17 protein-coding genes are annotated in these 25,232 nt (G+C 73.5%); 8 read left to right on the top strand and 9 right to left on the bottom strand.

Annotated elements, in window-relative coordinates; translation table 11 throughout:
- Positions 1-503: 503 nt before the first annotated feature.
- Genes K313_RS0107330 through K313_RS20410 form a run of 7 tightly spaced genes read right to left on the bottom strand, consistent with a single transcriptional unit; the run spans position 504 to position 7,308 of the window.
- On the bottom strand, positions 504-1,241 hold the full coding sequence (locus K313_RS0107330; RefSeq protein WP_029211068.1) for a glycosyltransferase family 2 protein: 738 nt from the start codon (positions 1,239-1,241) through the stop codon (positions 504-506).
- Positions 1,225-2,253, bottom strand: a complete 1,029-nt coding sequence (locus K313_RS0107325; protein ID WP_029211067.1) for a hypothetical protein — start codon at positions 2,251-2,253, stop codon at positions 1,225-1,227. The genes K313_RS0107330 and K313_RS0107325 overlap by 17 nt, the downstream gene beginning before the upstream one ends.
- Positions 2,250-2,885 carry a class I SAM-dependent methyltransferase gene (locus tag K313_RS0107320; RefSeq protein WP_029211066.1) on the bottom strand — a complete coding sequence of 212 codons (636 nt, stop codon included), beginning with the start codon at positions 2,883-2,885 and terminating at the stop codon, positions 2,250-2,252. The genes K313_RS0107325 and K313_RS0107320 overlap by 4 nt, the downstream gene beginning before the upstream one ends.
- The gene (locus K313_RS0107315; protein ID WP_239261361.1) at positions 2,882-3,697 is read right to left on the bottom strand and encodes a glycosyltransferase family 2 protein; all 816 of its coding nucleotides are present in this window, start codon (positions 3,695-3,697) and stop codon (positions 2,882-2,884) included. Before K313_RS0107315 ends, K313_RS0107320 begins: the two co-directional genes overlap by 4 nt.
- A 28-nt stretch (positions 3,698-3,725) precedes the next feature.
- A complete protein-coding gene (locus tag K313_RS0107310; protein ID WP_029211064.1) occupies positions 3,726-4,751 on the bottom strand; it encodes a hypothetical protein in 1,026 nt (341 codons plus the stop codon).
- Positions 4,748-5,893 (bottom strand): glycosyltransferase family 4 protein, encoded by a 1,146-nt coding sequence (locus K313_RS0107305; RefSeq protein ID WP_205621834.1) that lies wholly within the window; start codon positions 5,891-5,893, stop codon positions 4,748-4,750. The genes K313_RS0107310 and K313_RS0107305 overlap by 4 nt, the downstream gene beginning before the upstream one ends.
- Positions 5,890-7,308 (bottom strand): glycosyltransferase family protein, encoded by a 1,419-nt coding sequence (locus tag K313_RS20410; protein WP_029211062.1) that lies wholly within the window; start codon positions 7,306-7,308, stop codon positions 5,890-5,892. Before K313_RS20410 ends, K313_RS0107305 begins: the two co-directional genes overlap by 4 nt.
- Positions 7,309-7,396: 88 nt before the next feature.
- Here K313_RS20410 and K313_RS0107295 point away from each other — a divergent pair, with 88 nt between their 5' ends.
- Entirely contained in the window at positions 7,397-8,338 is a 942-nt protein-coding gene (locus tag K313_RS0107295; RefSeq protein ID WP_034252203.1) for a WcbI family polysaccharide biosynthesis putative acetyltransferase, read from the top strand.
- Between the two features lie 41 nt (positions 8,339-8,379).
- Positions 8,380-10,755 carry a glycosyltransferase gene (locus K313_RS22235; protein WP_051274041.1) on the top strand — a complete coding sequence of 792 codons (2,376 nt, stop codon included), beginning with the start codon at positions 8,380-8,382 and terminating at the stop codon, positions 10,753-10,755.
- Positions 10,756-10,822: 67 nt separating this feature from the next.
- On the opposite strand, the gene K313_RS0107280 is transcribed toward K313_RS22235, so the two are convergent.
- Positions 10,823-12,997: a catalase gene (locus tag K313_RS0107280; RefSeq protein WP_019286931.1), complete on the bottom strand. Its 2,175-nt coding sequence runs from the start codon at positions 12,995-12,997 to the stop codon at positions 10,823-10,825.
- A gap of 255 nt (positions 12,998-13,252) precedes the next feature.
- Here K313_RS0107280 and K313_RS0107275 point away from each other — a divergent pair, with 255 nt between their 5' ends.
- Positions 13,253-14,443 (top strand): zinc-dependent alcohol dehydrogenase, encoded by a 1,191-nt coding sequence (locus tag K313_RS0107275; protein WP_029211060.1) that lies wholly within the window; start codon positions 13,253-13,255, stop codon positions 14,441-14,443.
- Positions 14,444-14,724: 281 nt separating this feature from the next.
- On the top strand, positions 14,725-16,011 hold the full coding sequence (gene ilvA / locus K313_RS0107270; protein ID WP_029211059.1) for a threonine ammonia-lyase IlvA: 1,287 nt from the start codon (positions 14,725-14,727) through the stop codon (positions 16,009-16,011).
- 370 nt (positions 16,012-16,381) lie between these two features.
- On the opposite strand, the gene K313_RS0107265 is transcribed toward ilvA, so the two are convergent.
- A complete protein-coding gene (locus K313_RS0107265; RefSeq protein ID WP_029211058.1) occupies positions 16,382-17,344 on the bottom strand; it encodes an L-lactate dehydrogenase in 963 nt (320 codons plus the stop codon).
- 170 nt (positions 17,345-17,514) lie between these two features.
- Between K313_RS0107265 and K313_RS0107260 the strand changes: the two genes are divergently transcribed.
- From K313_RS0107260 to K313_RS0107245, 4 genes are all read left to right on the top strand, one after another.
- A complete protein-coding gene (locus K313_RS0107260; RefSeq protein ID WP_029211057.1) occupies positions 17,515-20,118 on the top strand; it encodes a DEAD/DEAH box helicase in 2,604 nt (867 codons plus the stop codon).
- Between the two features lie 151 nt (positions 20,119-20,269).
- Positions 20,270-22,642, top strand: a complete 2,373-nt coding sequence (treY, locus tag K313_RS0107255) for a malto-oligosyltrehalose synthase (protein ID WP_029211056.1) — start codon at positions 20,270-20,272, stop codon at positions 22,640-22,642.
- A gap of 56 nt (positions 22,643-22,698) precedes the next feature.
- Positions 22,699-24,477, top strand: coding sequence for a malto-oligosyltrehalose trehalohydrolase (gene treZ, locus K313_RS0107250; protein WP_029211055.1), 1,779 nt, complete (start codon positions 22,699-22,701; stop codon positions 24,475-24,477).
- Entirely contained in the window at positions 24,474-25,103 is a 630-nt protein-coding gene (locus tag K313_RS0107245; RefSeq protein WP_029211054.1) for a hypothetical protein, read from the top strand. Before treZ ends, K313_RS0107245 begins: the two co-directional genes overlap by 4 nt.
- The last annotated feature ends 129 nt before the right edge of the window (positions 25,104-25,232 follow it).

The raw sequence follows: 25,232 nt of genomic DNA, 5'->3' as shown, positions 1-25,232 counted from the left end.
CGGCTGCTGCCCGCCCATGAGGTCGCGGGCGGAGTCGGTCGTCGGGGACATGACGGTCTGGGCTGCGCTGCTCATGACCTTCGCCATACCACTTCCACGATGGAACAAACCCCCGACCTACCTCAGGTAGTCACATCCACCCGCCTTCGCCCGCCAGGCGGATGTGTCGAGGGTGGGTCGACGTGTCGAAGGCCGGTCGATGTGCCCCAGGCCGGTCGATGTGCCCCAGGCCGGTCGATGTGCGGCCGGTCCGCGGCCTGCTCGTATGGCGGCACCGCCCGTCTGGGCCTGCCGCCGACGTCTCGGCTGCCGTTCCCCGTCTCGGCTGCCGCTCCCCGTCTCGGCTGCCGCTCCCCGTCTCGGCTGCCGCTCCCCGTCTCGGGCTGCCGCACAAGACGGGAGATGGTCGCCGAGACGGAGGACGCACGCCGAGACGGCGGGTGGAGGACGGGCGGAGGACGGGCGGAGTGAGGCAGCGGCCGCGACCGACCGACCGGGCCGGGTCAGGGGTGGGTGAGCTGCTGGAGCAGGTGCCCGAGCCCCTCGCGGGCGCGACCGGGCATGCGACCTGACGTGCGGACGACCGAGGCGCGGGTGCTCGTGACGGGCCAGCCCGCGGCGGCCAGGGCGGCCAGCAGCGCGGTCTCCTCGCCGTGCGCGACGGCCGGGAAGCCGCCGACCGCGAGATAGGCGTCGAGGCGGATGGCGAGGTTCGCGGCATACGCGTGCTCGTGGGTGTCGGGGCCGGTGATGCCGGACCGGGCGATGCTGTCGTAGGCCGCCCGCGCCTCGGGCGTCGCCGTCCAGTCGGTCAGCTCGACCATGCCGGCGACCGCCACCGCCGAGCGGGAGACGGCGACGTCGAGGAGGGACCTGACCCAGCCGGCAGGCACGACGGAGTCGGCGTCGGTGCTGAGCAGCCAGGTGCTGCCCGGGGCGAGGGGCCAGCGCTCCAGCGCGGCGCGGACGCCACGGTCGCGGACCTCGCCGACCGTGACGGACGTGGCGTCCTCGACCACGAGGCCGGACAGGGGGCCGTCCGGCCGCAGCGCGACGCGAGCCACGGCCGCCGTGCCGTCGGTGCAGCGGTGGGCGTTGACGACCACCCGCGACGGTCCGGGCCACCCGGCCAGCGCCCGACCGACGGAGGACAGGGCCGCGGGCAGCCGCCGTGCCTCGTCGTGGGCGGGGAGGACGACGAGCAGGGCGGGAGGGGCGGCCAGGTCAGCGGACGAGCCCACCGAGGTAGCCCTGGTCGGCGTCGCGGTTCTGCTGCGCGACGTAGAGGTCGAGGTCCGCCAGCGCCTGCGCCAGGTCGCCGTCGAAGGCCATCCCCGCGGGGCCGGCGAGGACGCGGCACTCCTCGAGCACCGCGCGGGAGGCGGCGGCCACGCCGGCCCGCACCTCGGTCGACAGCTCCTGGCCACGTCCGCCGGCTCCGCGCGCCGGGGATGCCTCGGAGGACGACGCCGAGGACGACGTCGAGGACGACCCGAGGTCTGGCTCCGACGACGCCAGCACTCGACCCGCCGTGTCGAGCAGCGCTGCGGCACAGGCGAGCTCGGTTCGGATGCGGCCCCAGCGCGCGGTCACTGCCGGGGCAGGCGGGGCACCCGCCGTCGCGCGCGCCGTGAGGTCTGCGACGCGTGCCGCGCCACCGGCCCAGACCGCGGTCACGCCGACCCCGCCGGGGAAGAAGCCGGGACGCCCGAGGTAGAAGCCCTCGTCGCCGACCTGCGCGTCCGTGGTCGCCCCGACGCCCTCGACGGGGACGGTCAGGGAGCGGGAGTCGATCATCGCGGGCGTCCGCCACGAGTCCTCGTCGCCCTGCCACGTGCTCACGTCGAGGTCGAGCAGGACGGATCGCTCCTCGTCGAGCCACACCGGCAGCAGGGCGCGCTCGATGAGGCCCACGCCCGACGCGAACCGCAGCGTCCCGTCGAGCACCCAGCCACCGTCCACCGGCGTCGCTCGGACGCCGGTGGCGTGCGAGCGAGAGGCCCAGACGCCGTATGTCGCACCACCGTGCGGCTGTCGTCCTGCCTGCGCGAGGATCCGCACGGCGTCGACGTGCCCCTCGGTGAGGCGGCCCAGGGGGATCGAGGTGCGGCCCACCGCCAGCAGCGCGCGCAGCAGCGCCGGCCAGTCGAGGCAGGCCCAGTCGTGCGAGGCGACGAGGGCGGGCAGCGTCGCGTCGGGCAGCGCGGCGGGGAACGGCGCCAGCGTGCTGAGCGGCTCGTCGGCGGTGGTCACGTGGTCTCCTCGGTGGGGGTGGGCCGGCCGATCCAGTGCCCGGCGACGAAGTCGGTGTCCTCGTGCCGCACCGCGCGCTCCCACCCGCCCGCGGTGAGGCGGGCGTCGAGCTCGGCGGTGACGTCCGCCCCGGACAGGTGGGCGTCGTGCGGGTGGTGCCGCCAGTGGACGGCGACCACCTCAGCTGCGTGATCGGTTGTGTCGCGACCGGACTCGCTCTCGGCAGCGACCAGCATGGCGTCGTAGGTCGCCTGCCGCGAGGCCTCGTCGAGGTAGTAGAGGACCTCCGACGCGACGACCAGGTCGCAGGACCCCGCCGGCACGGCACGAGCAGGGAGCGCGCTGACCGAGACGTCGGCGTCCTTGTCGCGCAACAGGTCTCGGGTCAGCTCGACGGCGGTGGGGGCCGCGTCGGTGGCGGTGACGCGGGCGCACCGGGCGGTGAGGGCGAGCGCGAGATCGCCTGTGCCGCAGGCGAGGTCCCAGGCGTGGGCATAGCGCTCGCGGGTGAGCGAGGCGACGACGGCCTGGATCTTGCGGCGTTCGTACCAGCTGGTGCGGACGCCGAAGGGGTCCGGGTCCTCGCGGTAGCGATCCTCGAAGTCCGTTGCGCCAGAGAGATGCCCGGTCACGATGAGGCCTCCTGGGCGCCGTCGACCCGTCGCCAGGCGCTGCCGTCGTAGGTCACGAGCCCTCGCTCGGCGAAGGCCTGCAGCCAGCCCTCCATGGGCCACTCGCCCCAGCGCCGGTGGTAGGTCGCCGCGTTGCGCAGGATGTCGTCGAGGTGCTCGACGGGCGGGCTCGAGACCGGGTGGTGCTGGTGATAGGCGTGGGCGCCCCCGACCCACACCAGGTCGACGCCCTGGCGCCGCGCGATCATGCCGAGGTCGGTGTCCTCGCCGCCGTAGCCGTCGTAGTCGGTGCAGAAGCCGCCGAGGCGGCGCCACGTGGCGGGCGTGCAGGCGAACGACAGCGACCAGAACAGCCGGTGGTCGCCGCCCCGCACCAGCTCGCCGTCGCCCGGGGCCGGCCGGGCCGCGTGCGGGGAGGTCCAGCGGTCCAGCTGGTCGGGGGCGGGGGAGCCTGCCTCGGCGGGCAGGTAGGTCACCGGCCCGCACAGGAGCGCGTCCCCGAGCCTGCTTGCGGCGGAGGCATATCCGTCCACCAGGGCATGGCCGGGCAGGCAGTCCACGTCGAGCAGCACGACGAGCTCGGCGCCGAGGTCGAGGGACCGCTGGACACCCGTGTTGCGGGCCAGCGCGAGCGGCAGGTGCCCGGGCGGTGCCGGCACCTCGACGACGTGCACGCCGGCCGCCTCGCCCACCACGTCGGCGATCTGCGGGTCGCCCATGGCGACTACCACGTGCTCGGGCGGGGTCGGGAGGGCCGCGAGGTGGGCGCGCTGGGCGGCTAGGTGCGTATGACGCCCCGCGGCGATCGTCACGACGACCACCCTCATGGCGCGACCGCCCTCATCGCGCGACCACCCCGTCGGCGGCGGCCTGGATGGCCTGGGCGGCCCGGGCGGCGGCGCCGTCGGCACGCCAGCGCTCCCAGGCGGGGTCCAGGGCCATCGCCTCGTCGAGGACGGCGGCCCAGTCGGTCGGCCACGCCTCGCGTACGACGGCGAGGCCGTGCTGCGCGAGCACGCCTGCGGTGGCTCGCTGCTCGTCGAACGGCCGGTCCTCGGCGATGACGACGGCCCGGCAGCCCGCGACGGCGACGTCGGCGACGGAGTTCTGCCCGGCGGCGATCACCGCCACGTCCGTCGACACGAGCAGGGGCAGGACGTCGGCGTGCCACTCGCCGAGGGGACCCGCGACCGTCCACTGCCAGCCGGGGGTCGCCGCACGTGCCGCGTCCAGGTCGGCGGGGCCGAGGCGGCTGCCACCCGCGCCGCCGAGCAGGAGCACCCGCCGTGGGCCATCATGACGGGGCGCCGTGGCCGCCGTGGTTGCCGGGGAGGCAGTGGCAGTGGGAGGGGCCGGGAGAGGGCGGCCCGCGTGGCGGGAGATGCCCCCGGCATACGTGACCTTGTCGGCGCGTCGTCGCAGGTAGCCGGGTTGGTAGAGCTCGCCGGGCCACGGCGCGACGATCGCCCGGGCCAGGTCGTGGCCGAGCTCGTGCGGGGCGTCGTCGCGGTCGCCGGGCATGGCCATCACGACGACCGGGATCCCGAGCGTCCGCACGAGCACCGTGACCTCCACCGACACGTCCACGACGACGAGCCGCGGGCGCACGCGCGTCACCCACGAGGCGATCGCGGCCAGGCGCTCGGTGTGGCCGAGGTTGTCGACCGGGGCGTAGTGCAGCCGACCGCCGGGGCTCGCGTCGGTGCGGCCCTCGACGTCGTCCCGCGGCAGCTCGAGCCAGTCGGCCGCCCAGTCCTCCCGGGGCAGCGTGGACAGCACGGTGACGTCCTCGTCCAGGTGTGCGGTGATGGCCCGAGCCCGGTGCAGGTGACCGCGGCCCTGGTGATGGACGTACCAGCCGATCATGCGCCGACCTGCAGCCGGCGCACGACGTCCCGGGCCGACCGCCGGTCGCCCGGGCGGGGAGCGTCGCCGCGGGCCAGCTCGCGATAGACGTCGAGGTAGTCGGCGACCATCCGCTCGACCGACAGGGACGAGCGCGCGTGCTCACGCACGGTGTGCCGGTCCAGCGCGACGACCCGGGGGAGGGCCGCGGCGAGGGCCTCGACGTCCTCGGGGTCCACCAGCGAGCCGCACTCCGGCGTGGCGACGACCTCGGGGATCCCCCCTCGGCGGAACGCCGCAACAGGCGTGCCGCAGGCCAGGGACTCGGCCACCACGAGACCGAACGGCTCGTCCCAGCACGGCGTCACGAGCGCCGCGGCGCTGGACCCGACGAGGGCGGCGAGGTCGTTGTGGGCCAGGTGCCCGACGTACTGCACGTCCGGGCCGAGGCGTGGCGCGATCTCGCGGGCGAAGTACTCACGGTCGCTGAGCGGGCCCGCGACCCGGAGCGGCATGCCGGCCAGGCGGGCTGCGTCGATCGCGAGGTGCGGGCACTTCTCGGGCACGAGCCGGCCGGACCACACCAGCCAGTCGCCGCCCTCACCGAGCGGCCACTCGTCGAGGTCGACGCCGTTGTGCACGACCCTCGGCCGCTCGGGCAGGACCGACCACGCGTCCGCGGTGAAGCCGCTGACGGCGGCGAACCGGCTGCCGTGCTGCGGGTCGGCGAGCATGACGGCCGACTCGAGCCACGGGGTCGGCGGGGTGTGCAGGGTCGTCAGCATGGGCGTCGGCAGGGCACCCGCCATGGCCACCGGCAGGTGGTGCAGCGAGTGGTTGTGCACCACGTCGACGTCGCCGTAGCGACCCTCGGCGAGCGCGAGCATGACGCCGAGGTAGGCGTGGTGCTCGGCCATGAACTCGGGTGCGGGCATCGAGACGTCACGCGCCGCCGCGGGGGAGGCACGCCACGGTCGCCGGGGGAAGGCCAGGCCCGGCTCGACGCCGTCCGACCCCTCGGCCGCCGCGAGGATCACCTCGTGGCCCAGGTCTCGCAGTCGTCGCACCAGGTGCCACACGTGCGCCTCGAGCCCGCCCGCGAACGGCTCGCGGATGCGGTGGCGGTGCGGGGCGATGACGACGACGCGGAGGCGGGGCTTCACCAGCTGCCCGCGACGACGCGGGTGGCCCCGACGGGGACCCTCGTGGACCCGACCGGGTCCCGCCAGCGGCCCGGACTCCCTGGACCGGGGGATCCGTCGGCCACGTCGGGGGGCGAGGTGCCGACCGTGACCCGCGTGGACCCGGCGCAGGGGTTGTGCAGGGCGGAGGTGAGGGACCTCAGGCCCTCCCGCAGGGAGTGACCGAGGGAGTCGCCGAGGCGCTCCCCGAGCGCGGCGGCCGGACGATCGACCTGCTCGACGCGGCCGACCTGCTCGACGGTCGCGGCGCCAGGCGCCGCACCTGCACCGAGCACCCGGTCGTAGACCTCCTCGTGCACCCGCCGCGCGTGCTCGTCGGCCGACGACCGGCGGGCCAGCCGCTCGGCGGCGTCGCCCCAGGGCACCTGCCACGGCTCACCCCCGGCGCGCGTGCGGTCCGCGACGAGGTGCTGCAGCGCCGTCCCGACCGCCTCGGGCTCGTCGAACTCCGCGTGGAAGCCCACGTCGTCGTGCTGCTCGGCGTAGTGCCCCACCGCGGGCGACAGGCACGAGGCGCCGAGGTCCCAGCACAGCTCCAGCCAGCCGGAGTGCGTGCCGTGGGCATAGGGCAGGACGACCACGTCGGTCCCGGCGATCCACGCGGCCAGGGCGTCGTCGTCCAGCCGCGGGCGCACCCGCAGGTCGACGCACGCCACGGCCGAGGCCAGGCCCTCGACGGCGGCGAGGACGTCCAGCCGGCGGGCGTCGTCGCTGCGCAGCACCTCGTCGTTGACCGTGACGACCAGCGTGCCGCCGAGCTCCCCGACCGTCGCGGCCAGGGGTGCGAGCCAGGAGGTGGGGTCGACGTTGGCGCGGACGGCCCCGAGCGGCACACCCACCCGCAGCCCGCGCTGGCGGTTGCAGCGTGACGTGTCGGAGCGACGGACCCAGGCGTCGTCGGCGATCTGGGGGTGGGGCAGGACGACCGCCTCGCGGCCCCACCGCTCGCGGATCACCGCGGCCACGCCGGGCGTCAGCGTGATGACCTCGGCGGCGGCCGGGACGAGCACCCCGAGCGCGTCGAGGTGGGCCTGCTGGTCGCTCAGGTGCGGGTTGGCGAGGTCGTGCACGGTCACGACGAGCGTGATGCCGGCCCGCCGGAGCTCCTGGACCCACAGCGTCAGCTGGGCGGTCGTGGAGGACTCGAACCCGAAGTGCACGTGCACCACGTCCACCTCGTCGGCGTGCGCGACCAGCCACACGGGGTCGAGCACCATCGGGGGCCACCACACGCCGTCGCCGGCCGTCCGGCCAGGGGGTGGCGGGTCCTCGAGACGCACCGCTCGGTCGCCGCCCGCGCCGTCCGTGCCGATGGCACGGGGCAGCAGGCGGTCGACATACGGGTGTGCGCTGGGGACGCTGGCGACACGGATCACAGGACGCACCTCGGCCTTCGTCGATCACGCGGTCGGGGCCCACGGTCTCAAGGCTCCACTCACTGGCTTACCTGCGTACGGTTACCCCATGACCAGCGCTTCCATTCGTCCGCGCGTGGACGACAGCGACGGCCGGGTGCGGCACTACGGCGCGTTCTACGGGGTCGACGCCCTGCCCGAGGGGGACGGCCCGCTGGTGGTCGTCCTGGGCAACTGCCAGGCCGAGGCCGTGCGCGTCCTGCTCAACGGATCACCGTCCCGCGGCGTCCGGTCCGTGCGCGTCCCGCCCGTCTTCGAGATGACCGAGGACGACGTGGTGCACCTGGGTCTGCTGCTGGAGCGCACCGACGTGCTCGTGGGGCAGCCGATCAAGGACGACTACCGCGGTATGCCGCTCGGCACCGCCCAGGTCGCGCAGGCGCTGGCACCCGGGGCGCAGGTCGTGCGGATCCCCGTCAGCTTCTACGCCGGGCTCTATCCCTGGCAGGTGCTCGTCCGCACGCCCGAGAGCGGTGACCCGCCCGGCGTTCCGTACCACGACCTGAGGACCGTCCTCGAGGCCGCCGACGGCACGCGGCCACCGGACCGGCTGGACGCCGACGGCATCCGCGAGATCTCTCGCGCGTCCGTCGCGGAGCTGCGCCGCCGCGAGGACGCCGCCGGCACCGTGCGGGTGTCGGACGTGCTGCTCGAGGCCGGCGCCGACGCCTGCCACGTCGTCAACCACCCCGGCAACACCCTGCTCGTGGCCCTCGCCCGGCGGGTGCAGGAGCAGCTGGGCCTCCCCGTGGACGCGCAGGACCCCGGCCGGACCCTGCTGTCCGAGCTCTTCGCGCCGCTGGACCCCCGCGTGGTCGACGCCCTCGACCTGGACGCCGAGCCCCGCACCGGCTGGACCAGGCGCGGCGAGCACGTGCCCGACGACGAGGTCCGCGAGGTCCAGCTGGCCTGGCTGGCCGACCACCCCGACATCGTCCGCCTCACCCTCGAGCGCCACGCCGGCACCGCGCGGCTGCTGGGCCTGAGGTGACTCGGCCCGTCCCTGTGTCTCCGGTGTCTCGCGCGTCTCGCGTGTCTCTGATCCACCTCGTCGTCGGGCCGCCCGAGCACGGCGTGACGCGCTGCGCCCTCGAGCTGCACGGCACGGTCTCCCTGCGCGACCAGCCGGTCGTGCGCGTCCTCGACGGGGTGACGGCAGACCTCGCCGCCGCCCTCGTCGAGGCCGGCCACGGCCCGGGCACCCCGGTCCACGTGCACGTCACCGACCGCCTGCTGGGCCGGTCCGCGCCCGAGGCGGCTGCTCGGCTCGTGCCCGTCGCCGAGCGGTGGCCGTTGACCGTCACCCTGCACGACGTGCCGCAACCCTCGGACGGACCGGGGGCCCACGAGCGCCGGGCCGGGGCGTATGCCGATATCGTCGCCGCCTCCCGGGGCGTCGTCGTGAGCAGCCACCACGAGTCGGCGCTGCTGGACGACGCCCTGCGCCTCGCCGGTCGGCCGGGGCTCGTGACGGCGCGGCCGCGGGTCGTCATACCGCTCCCCATCGACCCGCCGGCCGAACCTCTCCCGCCAGCCGCCCCGACACCCGCCCCGACACCCGGGCCCTCGGACGCGGGCCCGATCGCCCCCGGCCGTCGCGAGGTCGGCGTCCTCGGCTTCCTCTATCCCGGCAAGGGCCACGAGGAGGCGCTCGAGGCGCTCGCCGCCCAGCCCGCCGACGTGGGCCTGGTCTGCCTGGGGCGGCCGTCCCCGGGCCACGAGGACCTGGTGGACGCTCTGCAGACGCGGGCCGCGGAGCTCGGGCGCGACTGCCGCATCACGGGATTCGTGCCCGACGAGGATCTGGTCGAGGCGCTGCGGGCGGTCGCGGTCCCCGTCGCGCCGCACCGCCACCTGTCGGCCTCGGGGTCGATCAACACCTGGCTCACGGCAGGCCGTCGCCCCCTCGTGCCGCGGTCGCGCTACGTCGAGGAGCTGGAGGCGCGCTGTCCCGGCGCCCTGCTCGTCTACGACGACCTCCACGTCGCCGTCGGACAGGCGCTGGAGGACCCCACGCTCACCTGGTTGGGACCCGAGGTCGTGCTCGGGCCCGATCGCGACGAGGCTGCTCGGTCGTACTCCGACACGTTCGCCGACTGGGCGACGCGTCCCGAGATCAGCGTGGTCGTGCCCTACTACGACGACCAGCGCGGGCTCGACCTGCTGCTCGCCGCCCTCGCCCGCCAGACGCTCCCCACCGGGTCGTTCGAGGTGGTCGTGGCCGACGACGGGTCGCCCCAGCCGCCGGTGCTGACCGACCAGCCGTATGCCGTGCGCCTCGTGCGTCAGCCCGACGCGGGGTTCCGGGCCTCGGCGGCCCGGCACCTCGGGGCCACCGGCTCGACCGGGCGAATCCTCGCCTTCCTCGACGGCGACACGCTCCCGACCCCGGACTACCTCGCCCGGCTGGTCGGCGCGGTGCGGTCAGGGGAGGGGCCGTGCGGGACGCTGGCGGTGGGACGGCGTCGGCACACCGACCTGTCGGGGCTGTCGCCTGCCGACGTGGTCGACCGGCTCGGCGCCGGCGCTGTCGGCCGCGGCGCATCCGTGCAGCCCGGGCTGCCGGCGCTGCCGGAGCCGGCGTGGCTCCGCGAGGCCTACGCCGCCAGCGACGACCTGCGCGACGCGGACGACCGGTCCTACCGCTTCGTCATCAGCGCCGTGATGGCCCTGCCGCGCGAGCTCTACGACGCCGCAGGGGGGTTCGACCCGTCGTTCGTGGGCTACGGCGGCGAGGACTGGGACCTCGCGCACCGCTGCTGGCTGGCCGGCGCGGACCTGCGGCACGTCCCCGACGCCGTGGCGTGGCACGACGGACCGGACTTCGCGGGGCGCGACGACGAGGACCGCCGCCGCACCAAGGACCTCGAGACCCTGCGCCTCGCCCGGGTCCTCACCGACCCGCTGGCCCGCGACCCACGCCTGGTCTGGCACTGTCCCCGCGTCGTGGTGCGCCTGCAGGTGGGTGACGCGGGCCCTGCGGCCGTGGCCACGTGCGTGGCGTCGCTCCTGGACGGCACGGACGCCGGCGTGTGGCTCGTGGACGCCGACCTGGATGGGGACTCGAACACTCCATCAGGCGGCGACCAGACCCTGATCACCGATCCGCGCGTCCACCGCGGCGAGCCGTCCCGCGAGGTGCTCCAGCGCTGCCGCGAGCAGGTCGACGTGCTCGTCCCCGTGGAGCTGGACGGCACCCTCACCGAGCTCGTCGACCGGGGGCCGGTCCGCACCGAGCTCGTCGTCGTCCGCCGTACCCGGGACCTCGCCCGCCACCGCGCGCGTCCCCGCTCGCAGACCGGCGCCGGCGGCGATGACGGCATCCCTGCGATGTCGTCGGCCGCGGTCGGCATACGGCCGGTCACCGACCCACCGCCCCTGGAAGCCGCGTGGGGCGGCTGGGCCTGAGCCCAGCCGCCCCACGGACGGTGCCTGTCGCGTCAGCCGCGACCGGCGGTCACGTCGACAGCGTCGGTCACTTCGACACGGTCGGGTAGCGGTCCCAGACGCGGTGCAGCGTCAGGAGCTCGGCCACCTGGTCGATGATCGCGGCGCCGTCGGCCACCACGACCCCCTTGGCGTCGGCGGGCAGACCCGCCGAGGTGATCGCCTCCGCGGAGACCGCGCCGATCGCCTTGCAGTGGCGGAAGGCCTCGCCGAGCATCAGCGCGATGCGCGGGTCGGTCTGGGTGCCCAGGGCGGCCTGGTCGCCGTTGCGGGCGTCGTACGACGGCACGGCGTCCGGCGCCGGGGCGATCTGCCCGGCCAGGACGATGGCGTCGAACTCCACCGACCGGGCGGTGGCAAAGGTCTTGTCGACCTCGACCGACCCGACCTGGCCGCCGTGCGGGCCGACGACGAAGGGCACCATCGAGGCCTTCTCCACGGCCTTGACCAGGGCCGTGACCGTGGCGTCGTCGCTCTGCTCGTCGCACACGATCCCGACCTTGCGCCCGTCGACGGGGAACGGCTTGCCGACCTGGGACAGGGCGGGGCTGGGCTCCACGTCGGCGACCTTCTCCGTGGCCTCGGGCGCCGGCAGGCCGAGGCCCTTGGCGACCGCGGCGCACAGGTCGGCGTCGATGTTGGCCAGGCACTGCAGCTGGCGCTCCCGGACGACCGGCACCGTGCACTTGCCGAGCTCGAAGGTGTAGGCCGAGACGATGTGGTCCTTCTCGACCGGCGTCATCGAGCGGTAGAACATCCGGGCCTGGGAGTAGTGGTCCGCGAACGACGCCGGGACCGCCCGGACCGTCTGCGAGGCCGCGACGACGGCGGGGTGGTCCACGAAGCCGCCCTGCTCGGCGGGCGCGGGGAAGGGATTGCCCGCGCCGAGGGAGTTGGGGCGGTAGGGCGCGACGCCCGCGTGGACGGCGTGCTGGTGGAATCCGTCCCGCTGGTTGTCGTTGACATCGACGTGCGGGCGGTTGATCGGCAGCTGCTGGAAGTTCGGGCCGCCGAGGCGCGTGATCTGCGTGTCCACGTAGGAGAACAGGCGGGCCTGCAGGAGGGCGTCGTTGACGACGTCGATGCCCGGCACCAGGTGGCCGGGGTTGAACATGACCTGCTCGACCTCGGCGAAGAAGTTCGTCGGGTTGGCGTCCAGGGTCAGCAGGCCGACCGGCTGCACGGGGGCGAGCTCCTCGGGGACCAGCTTGGTGGGGTCGAGCAGGTCGATGCCGGAGAACATCTGGTCCTCGGTGTCGTCGAAGACCTGGACGCCCAGCTCCCACTGCGGGAGGTGACCGCCCTCGATGGCGTCGTACAGGTCACGGCGCTGGAAGTCGGGGTCGCCGCCCATGATGAGCTGCGCCTCCTCCCAGAGGGTGGAGTGGACGCCGGCCTTGGGCTTCCAGTGCCACTTGACCAGCTTGGTCGCGCCCGCCTCGTCGATGACGCGGAAGGTGTGGACGCCGAAGCCCTCCATCGTGCGCAGGGACAGCGGCAGCCCCCGGTCGGACATGTTCCACAGCGTGTGGTGCTGGGCCTCGGTGTGCAGCGACACGAAGTCCCAGAAGGTGTCGTGGGCGCTCGCGGCCTGCGGGATCTCACGGTCCGGCTCGGGCTTGGCCGCGTGGACGATGTCGGGGAACTTGATGCCGTCCTGGATGAAGAAGACGGGGATGTTGTTGCCGACGAGGTCGAAGTTGCCCTCGGAGGTGTAGAACTTCACGGCGAAGCCGCGGGTGTCGCGCGGGGTGTCCGCAGAGCCCCGCGAGCCGAGGACCGTGGAGAAGCGCAGGAAGACCGGCGTCTCGACGCCCTTCTTGAGGAAGGCCGCGCGGGTGATGCTCTCGGCGGAGCCGTAGGCCGTGAAGGTGCCGTGCGCGCCGGTGCCGCGGGCGTGGACCACACGCTCCGGGATGCGCTCGTGGTCGAAGTGCGTGATCTTCTCCCGCAGGTGGTGGTCCTGCAGGAGCGTCGGGCCCCGGTCGCCGGCGCGCAGCGAGTGGTCCGTGTCGGGGACCCGCCGACCCACGGCGGTGGTCAGGTAGTCGCCCTGCTGGGCGCGGGCGTTGGGGTCCTTGCTGGCCTCGGCGCCGGTGGCCGTCCGCATCTCGGGGGCGCGCGTGTCGGGCGTGGGGGGCAGCGGGCCGCGGGGGTCCGTGGGCTCCTCCAGGGGCGGCGTGTAAGAAGTGTCGTGCGACATCGGTCCTCCTTGACGGTCGCCTCCGGGGGACGGGGCGACGTGGTGTGACATGCCTGGCCGGGGTGTGCACGCGTCTTGGCGCCCGGCTCCGTGCTCTCGTACCCGTCGGGGGGCGGGGCTATCCCCGCAGGGCTGTCTGCGGCGGGTCGCCGGTGACAACGGTCCCACGGGTTTGCAGCCGATCCGCCGCGGGTACGTCACCGGGGAGGGCCCCGGCACACCGTCGCTCGGCCCGTAAGCGGAAGGACCACCATCGTGAAGGCATTGACCTGGCAGGGCGTCGAGAAGGTCGCGGTCGAGGAGGTGCCCGACCCCCGGATCGAGCAGCCCACCGACGCCATTGTCCGCGTCACGTCCACCGCCATCTGCGGCTCGGACCTGCACCTCTACCGCGTGCTGGCGCCCTTCCTCCAGCGCGGTGACGTGCTCGGGCACGAGTTCATGGGGATCGTCGAGGAGGTCGGCTCCCAGGCTGGCTCGCTCAGGGTGGGCGACCGGGTCGTCGTGCCGTTCAACATCTCCTGCGGCCACTGCTTCATGTGCTCGATCGGCAAGCAGTCCCAGTGCGAGACCACCCAGGTCAAGGACCAGGACAAGGGAGCGGCGCTGTTCGGCTTCACGAGCATGTATGGCGCCGTCCCCGGCGGCCAGGCGGAGTACGTCCGGGTCCCGCAGGCCCAGTACGGCCCGGTCGTCGTGCCCGAGGAGGGCAGCGACGAGCGCTACCTCTACCTGTCCGACATCCTTCCCACGGCGTGGCAGGCCGCGAAGTACGCCGACATCGAGCCGGGCTCGACCGTCGCGGTCTACGGCCTCGGCCCGGTCGGCCAGCTCGCCACCCGCAGCGCCCTGCAGCTCGGCGCCGGCCGCGTGATCGGCGTCGACCGGGTGGACGAGCGGCTGGCGATGGCGCGCGGCTTCGGCGTCGAGACCGTCGACATGCGCGAGGTGGACGACCCCGCCGAGGCCATCCGCGAGATGACCGGCGGCCGGGGCGCCGACTCGGTCATCGAGGCCGTCGGCATGGAGGCGCACGGCTCCCCGGCCGGCAAGACCGCCTTCGACGTCGTGCCGCGGCTGCCCAAGGCGCTGGCCAAGCCGATGATCGAGACGGTGGGCTTCGACCAGCTCGCGGCGCTGCACGGCAGCTTCGAGGCGGTGCGGCGGGGCGGCACGGTCTCGGTCGTCGGGGTGTATGGCGGGGCGGCCGACCCCATGCCGATGTTGACGATGTTTGACAAGAACCTCACGATCCGGATGGGCCAGTGCAACGTCCGCCGGTGGACCGACGAGCTGCTCGAGCTCGTCCGTCAGGACGGGGACGTGTTCGGCACCGAGACGCTCGCGACCCACCGACTGTCGCTGGACGAGGCGCCCGGCGCCTACGAGACCTTCCAGAAGAAGCAGGACGGCTGCATCAAGGTGGTCCTCAAGCCCGGCGCCTGAGGGCTGACCCGGACGCACGCCGAGGCGGTGCTGACGACCCCCAAGTCCGTCAGCACCGCCTCGCGGTGCGTGTGAGCCTCCCCCTCGTCCGCTCACACACCTTGCAGACGTAGCGTCGGTCGTAGAGGTTGCCTAAAGCCAGGGGCTTTCTCGCTCATTCCCCCAGGTGGCCTACCTGCACGCGCGAGGCGTTATCCAAGCGTGACAGCGTGGGGGAGGCGGAGGTTCCGGCATACGGGATGGTGGTCCGCCTGACGAGAGGCGCGCGCCATGGTGAGCCCATGACCACCGCGCTGCCCGTCGTCTCCGCCGCCGCCGTCGAGGCAGCGGCCGCACGGCTCGCGGGCGTCGTCCGGACCACGGAGCTGCAGCGCAACGAGCGGCTGAGCGACCGCACCGGCGCGGAAGTCTGGCTCAAGCGCGAGGACCTGCAGCCCGTGCGGTCCTACAAGCTGCGCGGGGCCTACAACCTCGTGTCGCAGCTCGACGCCGCGCAGCGGGCCGCCGGGGTCATCTGCGCGAGCGCCGGCAACCACGGTCAGGGCGTCGCCTTCGCGTGCCGCCGGCTCGGCATCCGGGCCAGGATCTTCGTCCCCAGCACCACGCCCCGGCAGAAGCGCGACCGGATGCTCGCCCTCGGCGGCGACGCGGTCGAGCTGGTCGTCACGGGCGACACCTACGACGAGGCGGCGGGTGCGGCGGCGGTCGAGGCCACGGTCAGGGGGGCGACCCTGGTGCCGGCGTTCGACGACCCGCGGACCCTCGTCGGCCAGGGCACCGTCGTGCCCGAGATCGTCGCGCAGCTGGGGCACGCCCCCGACGTGCTGGTCGTGCCGGTGGGTGGCGGCGGCATGCTCGCGGGCTGCCTGACCTGGGTCGCCGAGCACGCGCCGTCGACGCGCGTCGTCGGCGTCGAGCCCTCCGGTGCCGCGTGCCTCGCCGCGGCCCTCTCGGCCGGCGAGCCGATCGCCCTGCCCGCCATCGACTCCTTCGTGGACGGCGCGGCCGTGCGCCGGGCGGGGGACGTCACCTATCCGATCGCGCGCGACGCCGTCGAGGCCGGCCGCGCCGAGCTCGTGCAGGTGCCCGAGGGCAAGATCTGCACCGAGATGCTCGACCTCTACCAGGTCGACGGGATCATCGCCGAGCCCGCCGGGGCGCTCGCGGCGGCGGCGCTCGGTGGGGGTGACCGCGAGGAGATCGTCCACGTGGAGCCGGGCTCGTCGGTGGTGGTGATCGTGTCGGGCGGCAACAACGACGTCTCGCGCTACAGCGAGATCGTGGAGCGCTCCCTGGTGTACGAGGGCCGCAAGCACTACTTCCTGGTGAACTTCCCGCAGGAGCCGGGCGCCCTGCGGCGTTTCCTCGACGAGGTGCTCGGGCCCGACGACGACATCGCGCTGTTCGAGTACGTCAAGCGCTCCAACCGCGAGATCGGTCCTGCGCTGGTGGGCATCGAGCTCGGGCGGCCGTCGGACCTCGGCGGGCTGCTGCAACGCTTGGAGGAGAGCCCGATCCGGGTGGAGCGCGTCGACCCCGACAGCCCCTTTTACCGGTTCCTCGTCTGACCCACCGGGGGTAGGGGCATCAGCCGGGCCTCGTTCGCCAGGCTGATGATCCCGCCGGGGGTAGGGGCATCGGCCGGGCTTCGTTCGCCAGGCTGATGATCCGGCCCCCGGTAGGTCTGCGCCGTCCGTCTGGGGGTGCGTCTCCCGTCTCGACCAGCGGCTCCGGTCTCCGGCTGCAGCTCGAGACGGGGAGCGCCGCCGGAGACGGAGTGCGGCCACGCAGACCGGGGCAGTCGCCGAGACGGGATCGTGGCGGACGTGCTCGTATGCCGGACCGCGCGCCCTCACGCCGACCACCGCCAGGCGGCGGGCGCTCCCGGCATACCGCTCGGCCCGGCATCGCCCTGGCGGCCAACCCTGCAGGCGGGCGCTACCCGAGAGAGGTCGCGAGCGCGTCGACGCGCTCGCGGAAGCCTTGCAGCGTCGCCACGCTCGCGTCGAACGCCGCCTGCTCCTCCTCGTCCAGGTCCAGCTCGACGACGTGCTTGGCGCCGCCGCGGCTCAGGATCGTGGGGACGCCGACGCAGACGTCCTCGTGGCCGTACTCGCCGCGCAGGAGCGTGCTGACGGGCAGGGTGGACTTCTCGTTCTTGAGGATGGCGCGGGTGATGCGGGCCAGGGACATCCCGATGCCATAGCTGGTCGAGCCCTTGGCGTCGATGATCTGGTAGGCCGCGTCCCGGGTGCGCTGGAAGATCGCGTCGAGCTCGTCGCGCAGCCCCGGGTCGGCGGCGATCCGCTTGCTGATCGAGCGGCCGGCGACCGAGGCCGCGCTCCAGGCGGGGAGCTCGGAGTCGCCGTGCTCGCCGATGATCAGGGCGTGCACGTTGGACGTGCTCACCTCGAAGTACTCGCCGAGGTGGTAGCGCAGCCGCGCGGTGTCCAGCGTCGTGCCCGAGCCGATGACCTGCTCGGGCGGCAGTCCGCTGAACCGCCAGGTGGCATAGGTCAGCACGTCCACCGGGTTGGTCGCGACGAGATAGATCCCGTCGAAGCCCGACGCGGTCACGCGCTGCACGATCTCGCGAAAGATCCGCAGGTTGATGTCCGCGATGTCGAGCCGCGTCTCGCCGGGCTTCTGGGCGGCGCCGGCGCAGATCACGACCATCGCCGCGTCCTGGCAGTCGGCGTAGCTGCCGAAGCTCACCTGCACCGGGCTCGGGGCCCAGGCCTCGCCGTGGTTGAGGTCGAGGACGTCCGCGCGCGACTTGGCCTCGTTGAGGTCGATGAGCACGAGCTCCTCGCAGATCCCCTGGTTGACCAGGGCATAGGCATAGGCCATGCCGACGGCGCCCGTGCCGACGAGGACGATCTTGTTGGGGACGTACTTCATCGTGGGCTCCCAGGTCGAGGTCGGTGCGACCTCAGCCTAGGGCGGATGGTCAGTGGCCGCGCAGCCTGCTCGGCTCCCCGCCACGCCCGGTGGTCGTGCTGCGCCGGCCGTATGCCGGGGCGCTCGCGCGTGGGGGTCGCGCCCGTCCGATCTGGGACGATGGGTCCACGATGACGCTCACCGACCTGCTCCCGCCCCCTGCCGACCGCACCGCCGACGCCTACGACGCGGACGCGGTCTACTCGACCTTCGTCGACTGGACGCTGGAGCGGGGGATCGAGCTGTACCCCGCGCAGGACGAGGCACTGCTGGAGCTGGCGACGGGGGCCAACGTCATCCTGGCGACGCCGACGGGGTCGGGGAAGTCCATGGTGGCGCTGGGCGCTCACCTCATGGCCCTGGCCCAGGGCGTGCGCACCTACTACACAGCGCCGATCAAGGCCCTGGTGAGCGAGAAGTTCTTCGCCCTGTGCGACGCCTTCGGCGCCGAGAACGTCGGCATGATGACCGGTGACGCGGCGGTCAACTCGCACGCCCCGATCATCTGCTGCACGGCCGAGGTGCTCGCCAACATCGCTCTGCGCCAAGGGGATCGGGCCGACATCGGTCAGGTCGTGATGGACGAGTTCCACTTCTACAGCGAGCCAGAGCGCGGCTGGGCGTGGCAGGTGCCGCTGCTGACCCTGCCCCAGGCGCAGTTCCTGCTGATGAGCGCGACGCTCGGCGACACGTCCTTCTTCGAGGAGGACCTGGCCCGCCGCACGGGCCGCGACACCGCCGTCGTCTCGAGCGCCACGCGGCCGATCCCGTTGTCCTACAAGTGGGTCCTGACCCCGGTGCACGAGACGATCGAGGACCTGCTGCTGGCCAAGGAGGCGCCGGTCTACGTCGTGCACTTCACCCAGGCGGCGGCCCTCGAGCGGGCCCAGGCGCTCATGTCGGTCAACATGTGCACCAAGGAGGAGAAGCAGGCGATCGCTGCGGAGCTCAAGGGTTTTCGCTTCGCCAAGGGCTTCGGGGCGACGCTGCAGCGCCTCGTCCGCCATGGCATCGGCGTGCACCACGCCGGCATGCTCCCCAAGTACCGCCGCCTCGTCGAGACCCTGGCGCAGCAAGGACTCCTCAAGGTCATCTGCGGCACCGACACCCTGGGCGTCGGCATCAACGTCCCGATCCGGACGGTGCTCATGACCGGCCTGACCAAGTTCGACGGCACGCGTCAGCGGCCGCTCAAGGCGCGCGAGTTCCACCAGATCGCGGGGCGGGCCGGGCGAGCGGGCTACGACACGGCGGGCACCGTCGTCGTCCAGGCGCCGGACCACGTGATCGACAACCACCGCGCCCTGCTCAAGGCCGGCGACGACCCCAAGAAGCAGCGAAAGGTCCAGCGCAAGAAGGCTCCTGAGGGTCAGGTCAGCTGGACCGAGGACCAGTTCGAGCGCATCACCGCCGCCGAGCCGGAGGCGCTCCAGTCCCGCATGCAGGTCACGCACTCCATGCTGCTCAACGTGATCCAGCGTGAGGGCAACCCCTTCCCCGTCATACGGGACCTGCTGCGGGACAACCACGAGGACGACCGCCGCCGGGCTCGCCTGCAGCGCAGGGCGATCGAGATCTATCGGTCGCTGCGCGACGCGGGGGTCGTGGCCCAGCTCGACGAGCCCGACGAGACCGGTCGCCAGGTGGTGCTGACCGACGACCTGCAGCGCGGATTCGCCCTCAACCAGCCGCTGTCGACCTTCGCGCTGGCGGCGTTCGAGCTGCTGGATCCCGAGAGCCCGACCTATGCCCTCGACCTGCTGTCGATCATCGAGGCCACCCTGGACGACCCGCGCGGCGTGCTCATGGCCCAGCAGTTCAAGGCGCGTGGCGAGGCCGTCGCCGAGATGAAGATGGACGGCATCGAGTACGACGAGCGCATGGAGCTGCTGGAGGAGGTCACCTGGCCCAAGCCGCTCGAGGAGCTGCTCCTGGCCGCCCTGGAGACCTATCGCCGCTCGCACCCGTGGATCAGCGAGGACGACCTGTCGCCCAAGACCGTCGTCCGCGATCTCTACGAACGCGCCATGACCTTCGGCGAGTTCGTCGCCTTCTACAACCTCGCCCGCGGCGAGGGCATGGTGCTGCGCTACCTCTCCGACGCCTACAAGGCGCTGCGCCAGACCGTCCCCGCGAGCTATCGCACGGTCGAGCTCGAGGACCTGATCGAGTGGCTCGGCGAGGTCGTGCGCCAGACCGACTCCTCGCTGCTGGAGGAGTGGGAGCAGCTCACGAGCGGCGAGGACGAGCCGCTGTCGCAGGCTGCCCTCGACGCCCTCTCGACGCCCTTGCCCGGTGGCGCTCGGCCCCTGTCCGCCAACGAGCGCGCGCTGCGAGTCATGGTGCGCACCGCCATGTTCCGCAAGGTCGAGCTCCTGGCGCTGCGCCGCTGGAACGACCTCGGCGAGCTCGACGCGGCCGCCTACGCCGTGGCCAAGCAGGCCCGCGCCGACGCCGACCTCGACCCCGTCGACGTCGAGCCCATGGACGCCGAGCTGTGGCAGGAGGCGATCGAGGACCTGTATGCCGAGTACGACGCGATCGGCACGGGGCCCGACGCCCGTGGTCCGGCCCTGCTGATGGTGACCAAGGAGCCGGGGCGCTGGCTCGTCGACCAGATCCTCGACGACCCCGAGGGCGACCACGACTGGCGGATCCAGGCCGAGGTCGACCTCGACGCGACCGACGAGACCGGCGAGCTGGTCCTGATCACCACCAACCTCGACAAGACCTGACCCGGCTGCGGGTGGGGGCGCCGGCGACGGTGACCCCGGACGGGGGCGGGCGCAACTTCGCCATACGGCCTGGGCTTTGGGACAATGAGGGGCCGCACCGGCGCGGATCCCCATCACCACACCACCCAGCTCCTAGGGAGTGCACCCCTCCATGACCGTGACGGCGACCTACCGCCTGCAGATGCACCACGAGTTCACGTTCGACGACGCCGCGGCGCGCGTCCCCTACCTCGCGGACCTCGGCATCTCCCACCTCTACCTGTCGCCGATCCTGCGCGCGGTCACGGGCAGCCAGCACGGCTACGACGTGCAGGACCACTCCGAGCTGAGCCAGGACCTGGGCGGGCTCGAGGGCTTCGAGCGGCTCGCGGCGGTGGCGCACGAGCACGGCCTGGGCATCGTGGTCGACGTCGTCCCCAACCACATGGCGCTGGTCGCCCCGGAGAACCTCAACCGGCCCCTGTGGCAGGTGCTCAAGGACGGTCGTGACGCGCCGACCGCCCACTGGTTCGACATCGACTGGAAGTCCGGCGGCGGGCGGCTCGGCCTGCCGATCCTCGGCGAGACGCTGGTCAGCACCATCCAGGCCGGCGACCTCACCATCGACGAGCTCGAGGACGGCCAGCCGGTCATCCGCTACTTCGAGCACGTCTTCCCGATCGCCGTCGGCACCGAGAGCAACGACGTCGAGGCCGTGCTCGCGCGCCAGCACTACCAGCTCGCGTCCTGGCGGCAGAAGGAGTCGATCCTCAACTACCGCCGCTTCTTCGACGTCGACGAGCTCATCGCCGTCCGCGTCGAGGAGGACGACGTCTTCGACGAGACGCACGCGCTGCTGCTCGACCTCAACCACCGCGGCCTGATCGACGGCTTCCGCATCGACCACCCGGACGGCCTGGCCGACCCGGCGGGCTACCTCGACCGACTGCGCACGCGGTCCCGCGAGGACACGATCATCTGGGTGGAAAAGATCCTGGAGGGCCACGAGCGCCTGCCGCGCGACTGGGCCTGCGACGGCACGACCGGCTACGACGCGATGCTCGCGGTCCAGACCGCGCTGGTCGACCCGGCGTCCGAGCCCGAGCTGACCGCCCAGTGGGAGGCCTGCGGCGGCCGCCTCGACGTCGAGCGCGACGTCACCAAGGCCAAGCGCCAGGTCGTCGAGGAGCTGCTCGGCCCCGAGGTCGAGCGGCTCGTCCGCCGCGCCCGCGAGGCCCTGCCCGAGGCGGACCCGACTCGGCTGCAGCTCGCCGTGGTGGAGCTGCTCGTCGCCGGCGAGGTCTACCGCGCCTACATCCAGCCCGACCAGCGTCTCTCGCCCCTGGCCCGTCGCCGGCTGCAGGAGGCGTATGACGGAGCCGTCGCCGCCCGCCCCGACCTGGAGGCCGAGCTCGCGCAGCTGCACGAGCTGGCGACCGCCGAGGAGGCCGACGCCAACGCGGTCGACTTCGCGGTGCGTCTGCAGCAGACGTGGGGACCGGTGATGGCCAAGGGGATCGAGGACACCACCTTCTACCGCTGGCACCGCCTCATCGCCCTCAACGAGGTCGGCGGCGACCCCGGCGCGCTCGAGACCGCCTCGCCCGCGGCGCTGCACGAGTGGGCGCTGCACCAGCGGCGCTACTGGCCGCTCGGGATGACCACGCTGTCGACCCACGACACCAAGCGCAGCGAGGACACCCGCGCCTTCGTCCTGGCCATCGCGGGCGACCCGGTCGCGTGGAAGGAGCTGTCGATGCGCTTCCGGTCGGCGGCGACCGAGCTCGGCATCGACAAGCCCACGGCCCACCTCATCTGGCAGACCATCGCCGGCGTCGGCCTCATCGACCCCGAGCGGCTCAACGGCTACCTGCTCAAGGCGGTCCGCGAGGCCAAGCAGCACACCGCCTGGGTCGACGGCGACGAGGACTACGAGGCACGCGTCCTGGAGTTCGCGGACAAGGCCCTGCGGGCGGGGGAGCGGCACGACGCCCTCGTCTCGCTGTGGGACAGCCACGCCGAGTCCATCCGCGCCCTCGTCCTCGGCGCCAAGCTCCTGCAGCTGACCATGCCCGGCGTCCCCGACGTCTACCAGGGCTGCGAGACCGTCAACCGGTCCCTCGTCGACCCCGACAACCGCCGGCCGGTCGACTACGACGGCCTGCAGCAGAGCCTCGCGCGGCTCGACGCCGGAGAGCCCGCTGACACCCTCGCCGCCGAGAAGCTCCTCGTGTCCTCGGCCGCGCTGCGGCTGCGCCGCGAGCGGCCCGACGCGTTCGGCGTCGCCGGGCTCTACGTCCCGCTGACCACGACCACCGAGCACGCGATCGGCTTCATCCGGGCGGCGTCCGTCGCGACGATCGTGACCCGCGCACCGCACCGTCTCGCCCGCGAGGGTGGCTTCGGCGACGCCCGGGTCGTGCTGCCGACCGGGACGTGGACCGACCGGCTCACGGGCCGCGAGATCACCGTGCCCGCGACGGGCGAGGTCCTCGTGGCCGACGTGCTGACCGAGCGCCCGGTGGCCCTGCTGGTCCGCTCCTGACGCCCACCTCACCTCACCTCCCCGACACCCCAGCCTCACCCCCGAAAGGCACCGTTGTGACGTCATACACGCTCTGGGCCCCCGCGGCCACCGACCTCGTCGAGGTCGCCGTCGAGGACCAGCGCCTGCCCATGACCAGGGGCGAGGGCGGCTGGTGGCACCTCGAGACGGACGCCGTCGCGGCCGACGCCCCCTACGGCTACTGCCTCGACGGTGGCGACCCGCGCCCGGACCCGCGGGGCCGCCGCCTCGTCGACGGCCCGCACGGCCTCACCACCCCCTACGACCCGACGACCTTCGCCTGGACCGACCAGGACTGGGCCGGGCAGCCCCTCGAGGGCTCGGTGATCTACGAGCTGCACGTCGGCACGTTCACCCCCGAGGGCACCTTCGACGCGGCGATCGGGCGCCTCGACCACCTGGTCGACCTCGGCGTCACCACCGTCGAGCTGATGCCCGTGGCGTCCTTCCCGGGCGTGCACAACTGGGGCTACGACGGGGTGGCGCTCTTTGCCGTGCACGAGCCGTATGGCGGTCCGGCCGGCCTCCAGCGCTTCGTCGACGCGGCGCACGGCAAGGGCCTCGCCGTCGCGCTCGACGTCGTCTACAACCACTTCGGGCCGGACGGCAACTACCTGCGCGAGTTCGGGCCCTACTTCACCGAGGCGCACCACACGCCCTGGGGAGCCGCGGTCAACCTCGACGGTCCGGGCAGCGACGAGGTGCGCCGCTACCTGCTCGACAACGTCTCGACCTGGCTGCGCGACTTCCACGTCGACGCGCTGCGCCTCGACGCCGTGCACGCGCTAATCGACGAGCGCGCGCTGCCGATCCTGGAGGAGATGGCGCGGACCGCCGACGACCTCGCGGCCGAGGTCGGGCGCCCGCTCACCCTTATCGCCGAGGACGACCGCAACGACGCCCGCACGACGACGCCCCGCGGCGAGGGGGCGGTCGCGGCCGGCACCGGCATCCACGGGCAGTGGACCGACGACATCCACCACGCCCTGCACGTCGCCCTGACCGGCGAGACCGACGGCTACTACGCCGACTTCGCGTCCCCGGACGCCCTGCCCAAGGTCTTCACCGGCGCCTTCTACCACGACGGCAGCTACTCGACCTTCCGCGGACGCGCGCACGGCCGACCGATCGACCGCGCGACCGTGCCCGGGTGGCGCTTCGTCGCGTCCCTGCAGACCCACGACCAGGTCGGCAACCGGGCTCTCGGCGACCGCCTGTCCATGGGCACCGACCCGGGACGCCTCGCCGCCGGCGCCGCGCTGCTGCTCACCTCGCCGTTCACGCCCATGCTGTTCATGGGCGAGGAGTGGGCTGCGAGCACCCCCTGGCAGTACTTCACCGACCACCAGGACGAGACGCTCGTCGAGGCCATCCGCAACGGCCGCGCCGCCGAGTTCGCCTCGCACGGCTGGGGCGCCGACGAGGTCCCCGACCCGCAGGCCGCCGGCACCGTCGAGGCCTCCCGCCTCGACTGGACCGAGCTCGACCAGGGCATCCACGCCCGCATGCTCGACTGGTACCGCACGCTGCTGCGCCTGCGCCGCGACGTCCCCGACCTGCGCTCCGCCGCCATGGACCAGGTGTCGCTCGACTGGGACGCCCAGGGCCGCACGGCCGTGCTGCACCGCGGCGCCCACCGCGTCGTCGCCCACCTCGGGGACGGCCCGCTGGACGTCCCCCTCGACGGCGGCCGGGTCGTCGCCTCGTGGAATGACGCCGTTCACGCGTCTGCCGCTGACACTGCCGGTTCCGGTGGGACCGAAGGGGTCGTCCACCTCGACGGACCGGGTGCCCTCGTGATCGGCCCCCGATGACCGACCGGCGCACGCCTCCTCGCCGCCCGGCGTTCTACTCGCCGGAGGCGATGGAGGCCTACGGCGGGCAGCTGCCCGACCCCGCCGTCGTGTCCGAGATCGCCCACGAGACGGCCCAGGTGCTGGTGCACACGGGTCGTGCCTCGGAGGACCCCGAGGTCACGGCCCGCCTCGTCACCCTGGTCGAGGACATCGGCCTCAGCACCCTGGCCGAGCTGTGGGCGCAGCTCCCGGCGCGCTCCCTGCCCGGCGCCCTGTGGCGGCTCTACGCCCTGCGCGAGTGGGTGCGCCGCGACCCCGAGGGGGCCTCGTCGGACTACCAGGCCGGTATGCCGCACGCCGTGGTCCTGCACGCCGTCGCGGGCGCGGCCGAGCCGCCCGGACCCGACGAGATCCGCGGCCTCGCCGACGCGATCCTCACCGGCGTCTACGACGGCGAGCTCGACGTGGCGCTGGAGCGGGCCGGCGCCTTCTGCCGGGTCGTCGCCTCGGGCCGGGCCCACCGCAGCGACGCGGTGGCCGTGACGTCGCCGGCGGAGTGGCTCCGCTCGGCCGGGTCGATCCTGGCGACGGGGGAGGACCTCGAGTCCTGCGCCCGGCTCTGGCGAGCCGGCGACCTGACCTGACCCGCCCCCCGGGGCACGGGCACGGGCGCGGTCACGGACTGGCGGATCGCTGGATGTGCGCGCTCCGGGGGCCCCTCGTTACAATGGAAGCGCGCCGGGCCGCGGTAGCCCCGGGTCCCAAATTCAGCC

The sequence above is a fragment of the Arsenicicoccus bolidensis DSM 15745 genome (assembly GCF_000426385.1).
Taxonomy (GTDB): Bacteria; Actinomycetota; Actinomycetes; order Actinomycetales; family Dermatophilaceae; genus Arsenicicoccus; species Arsenicicoccus bolidensis.
Note: the sequence above shows the minus strand (reverse complement) of the source record. Positions and strands in the feature narration are given on the sequence as shown.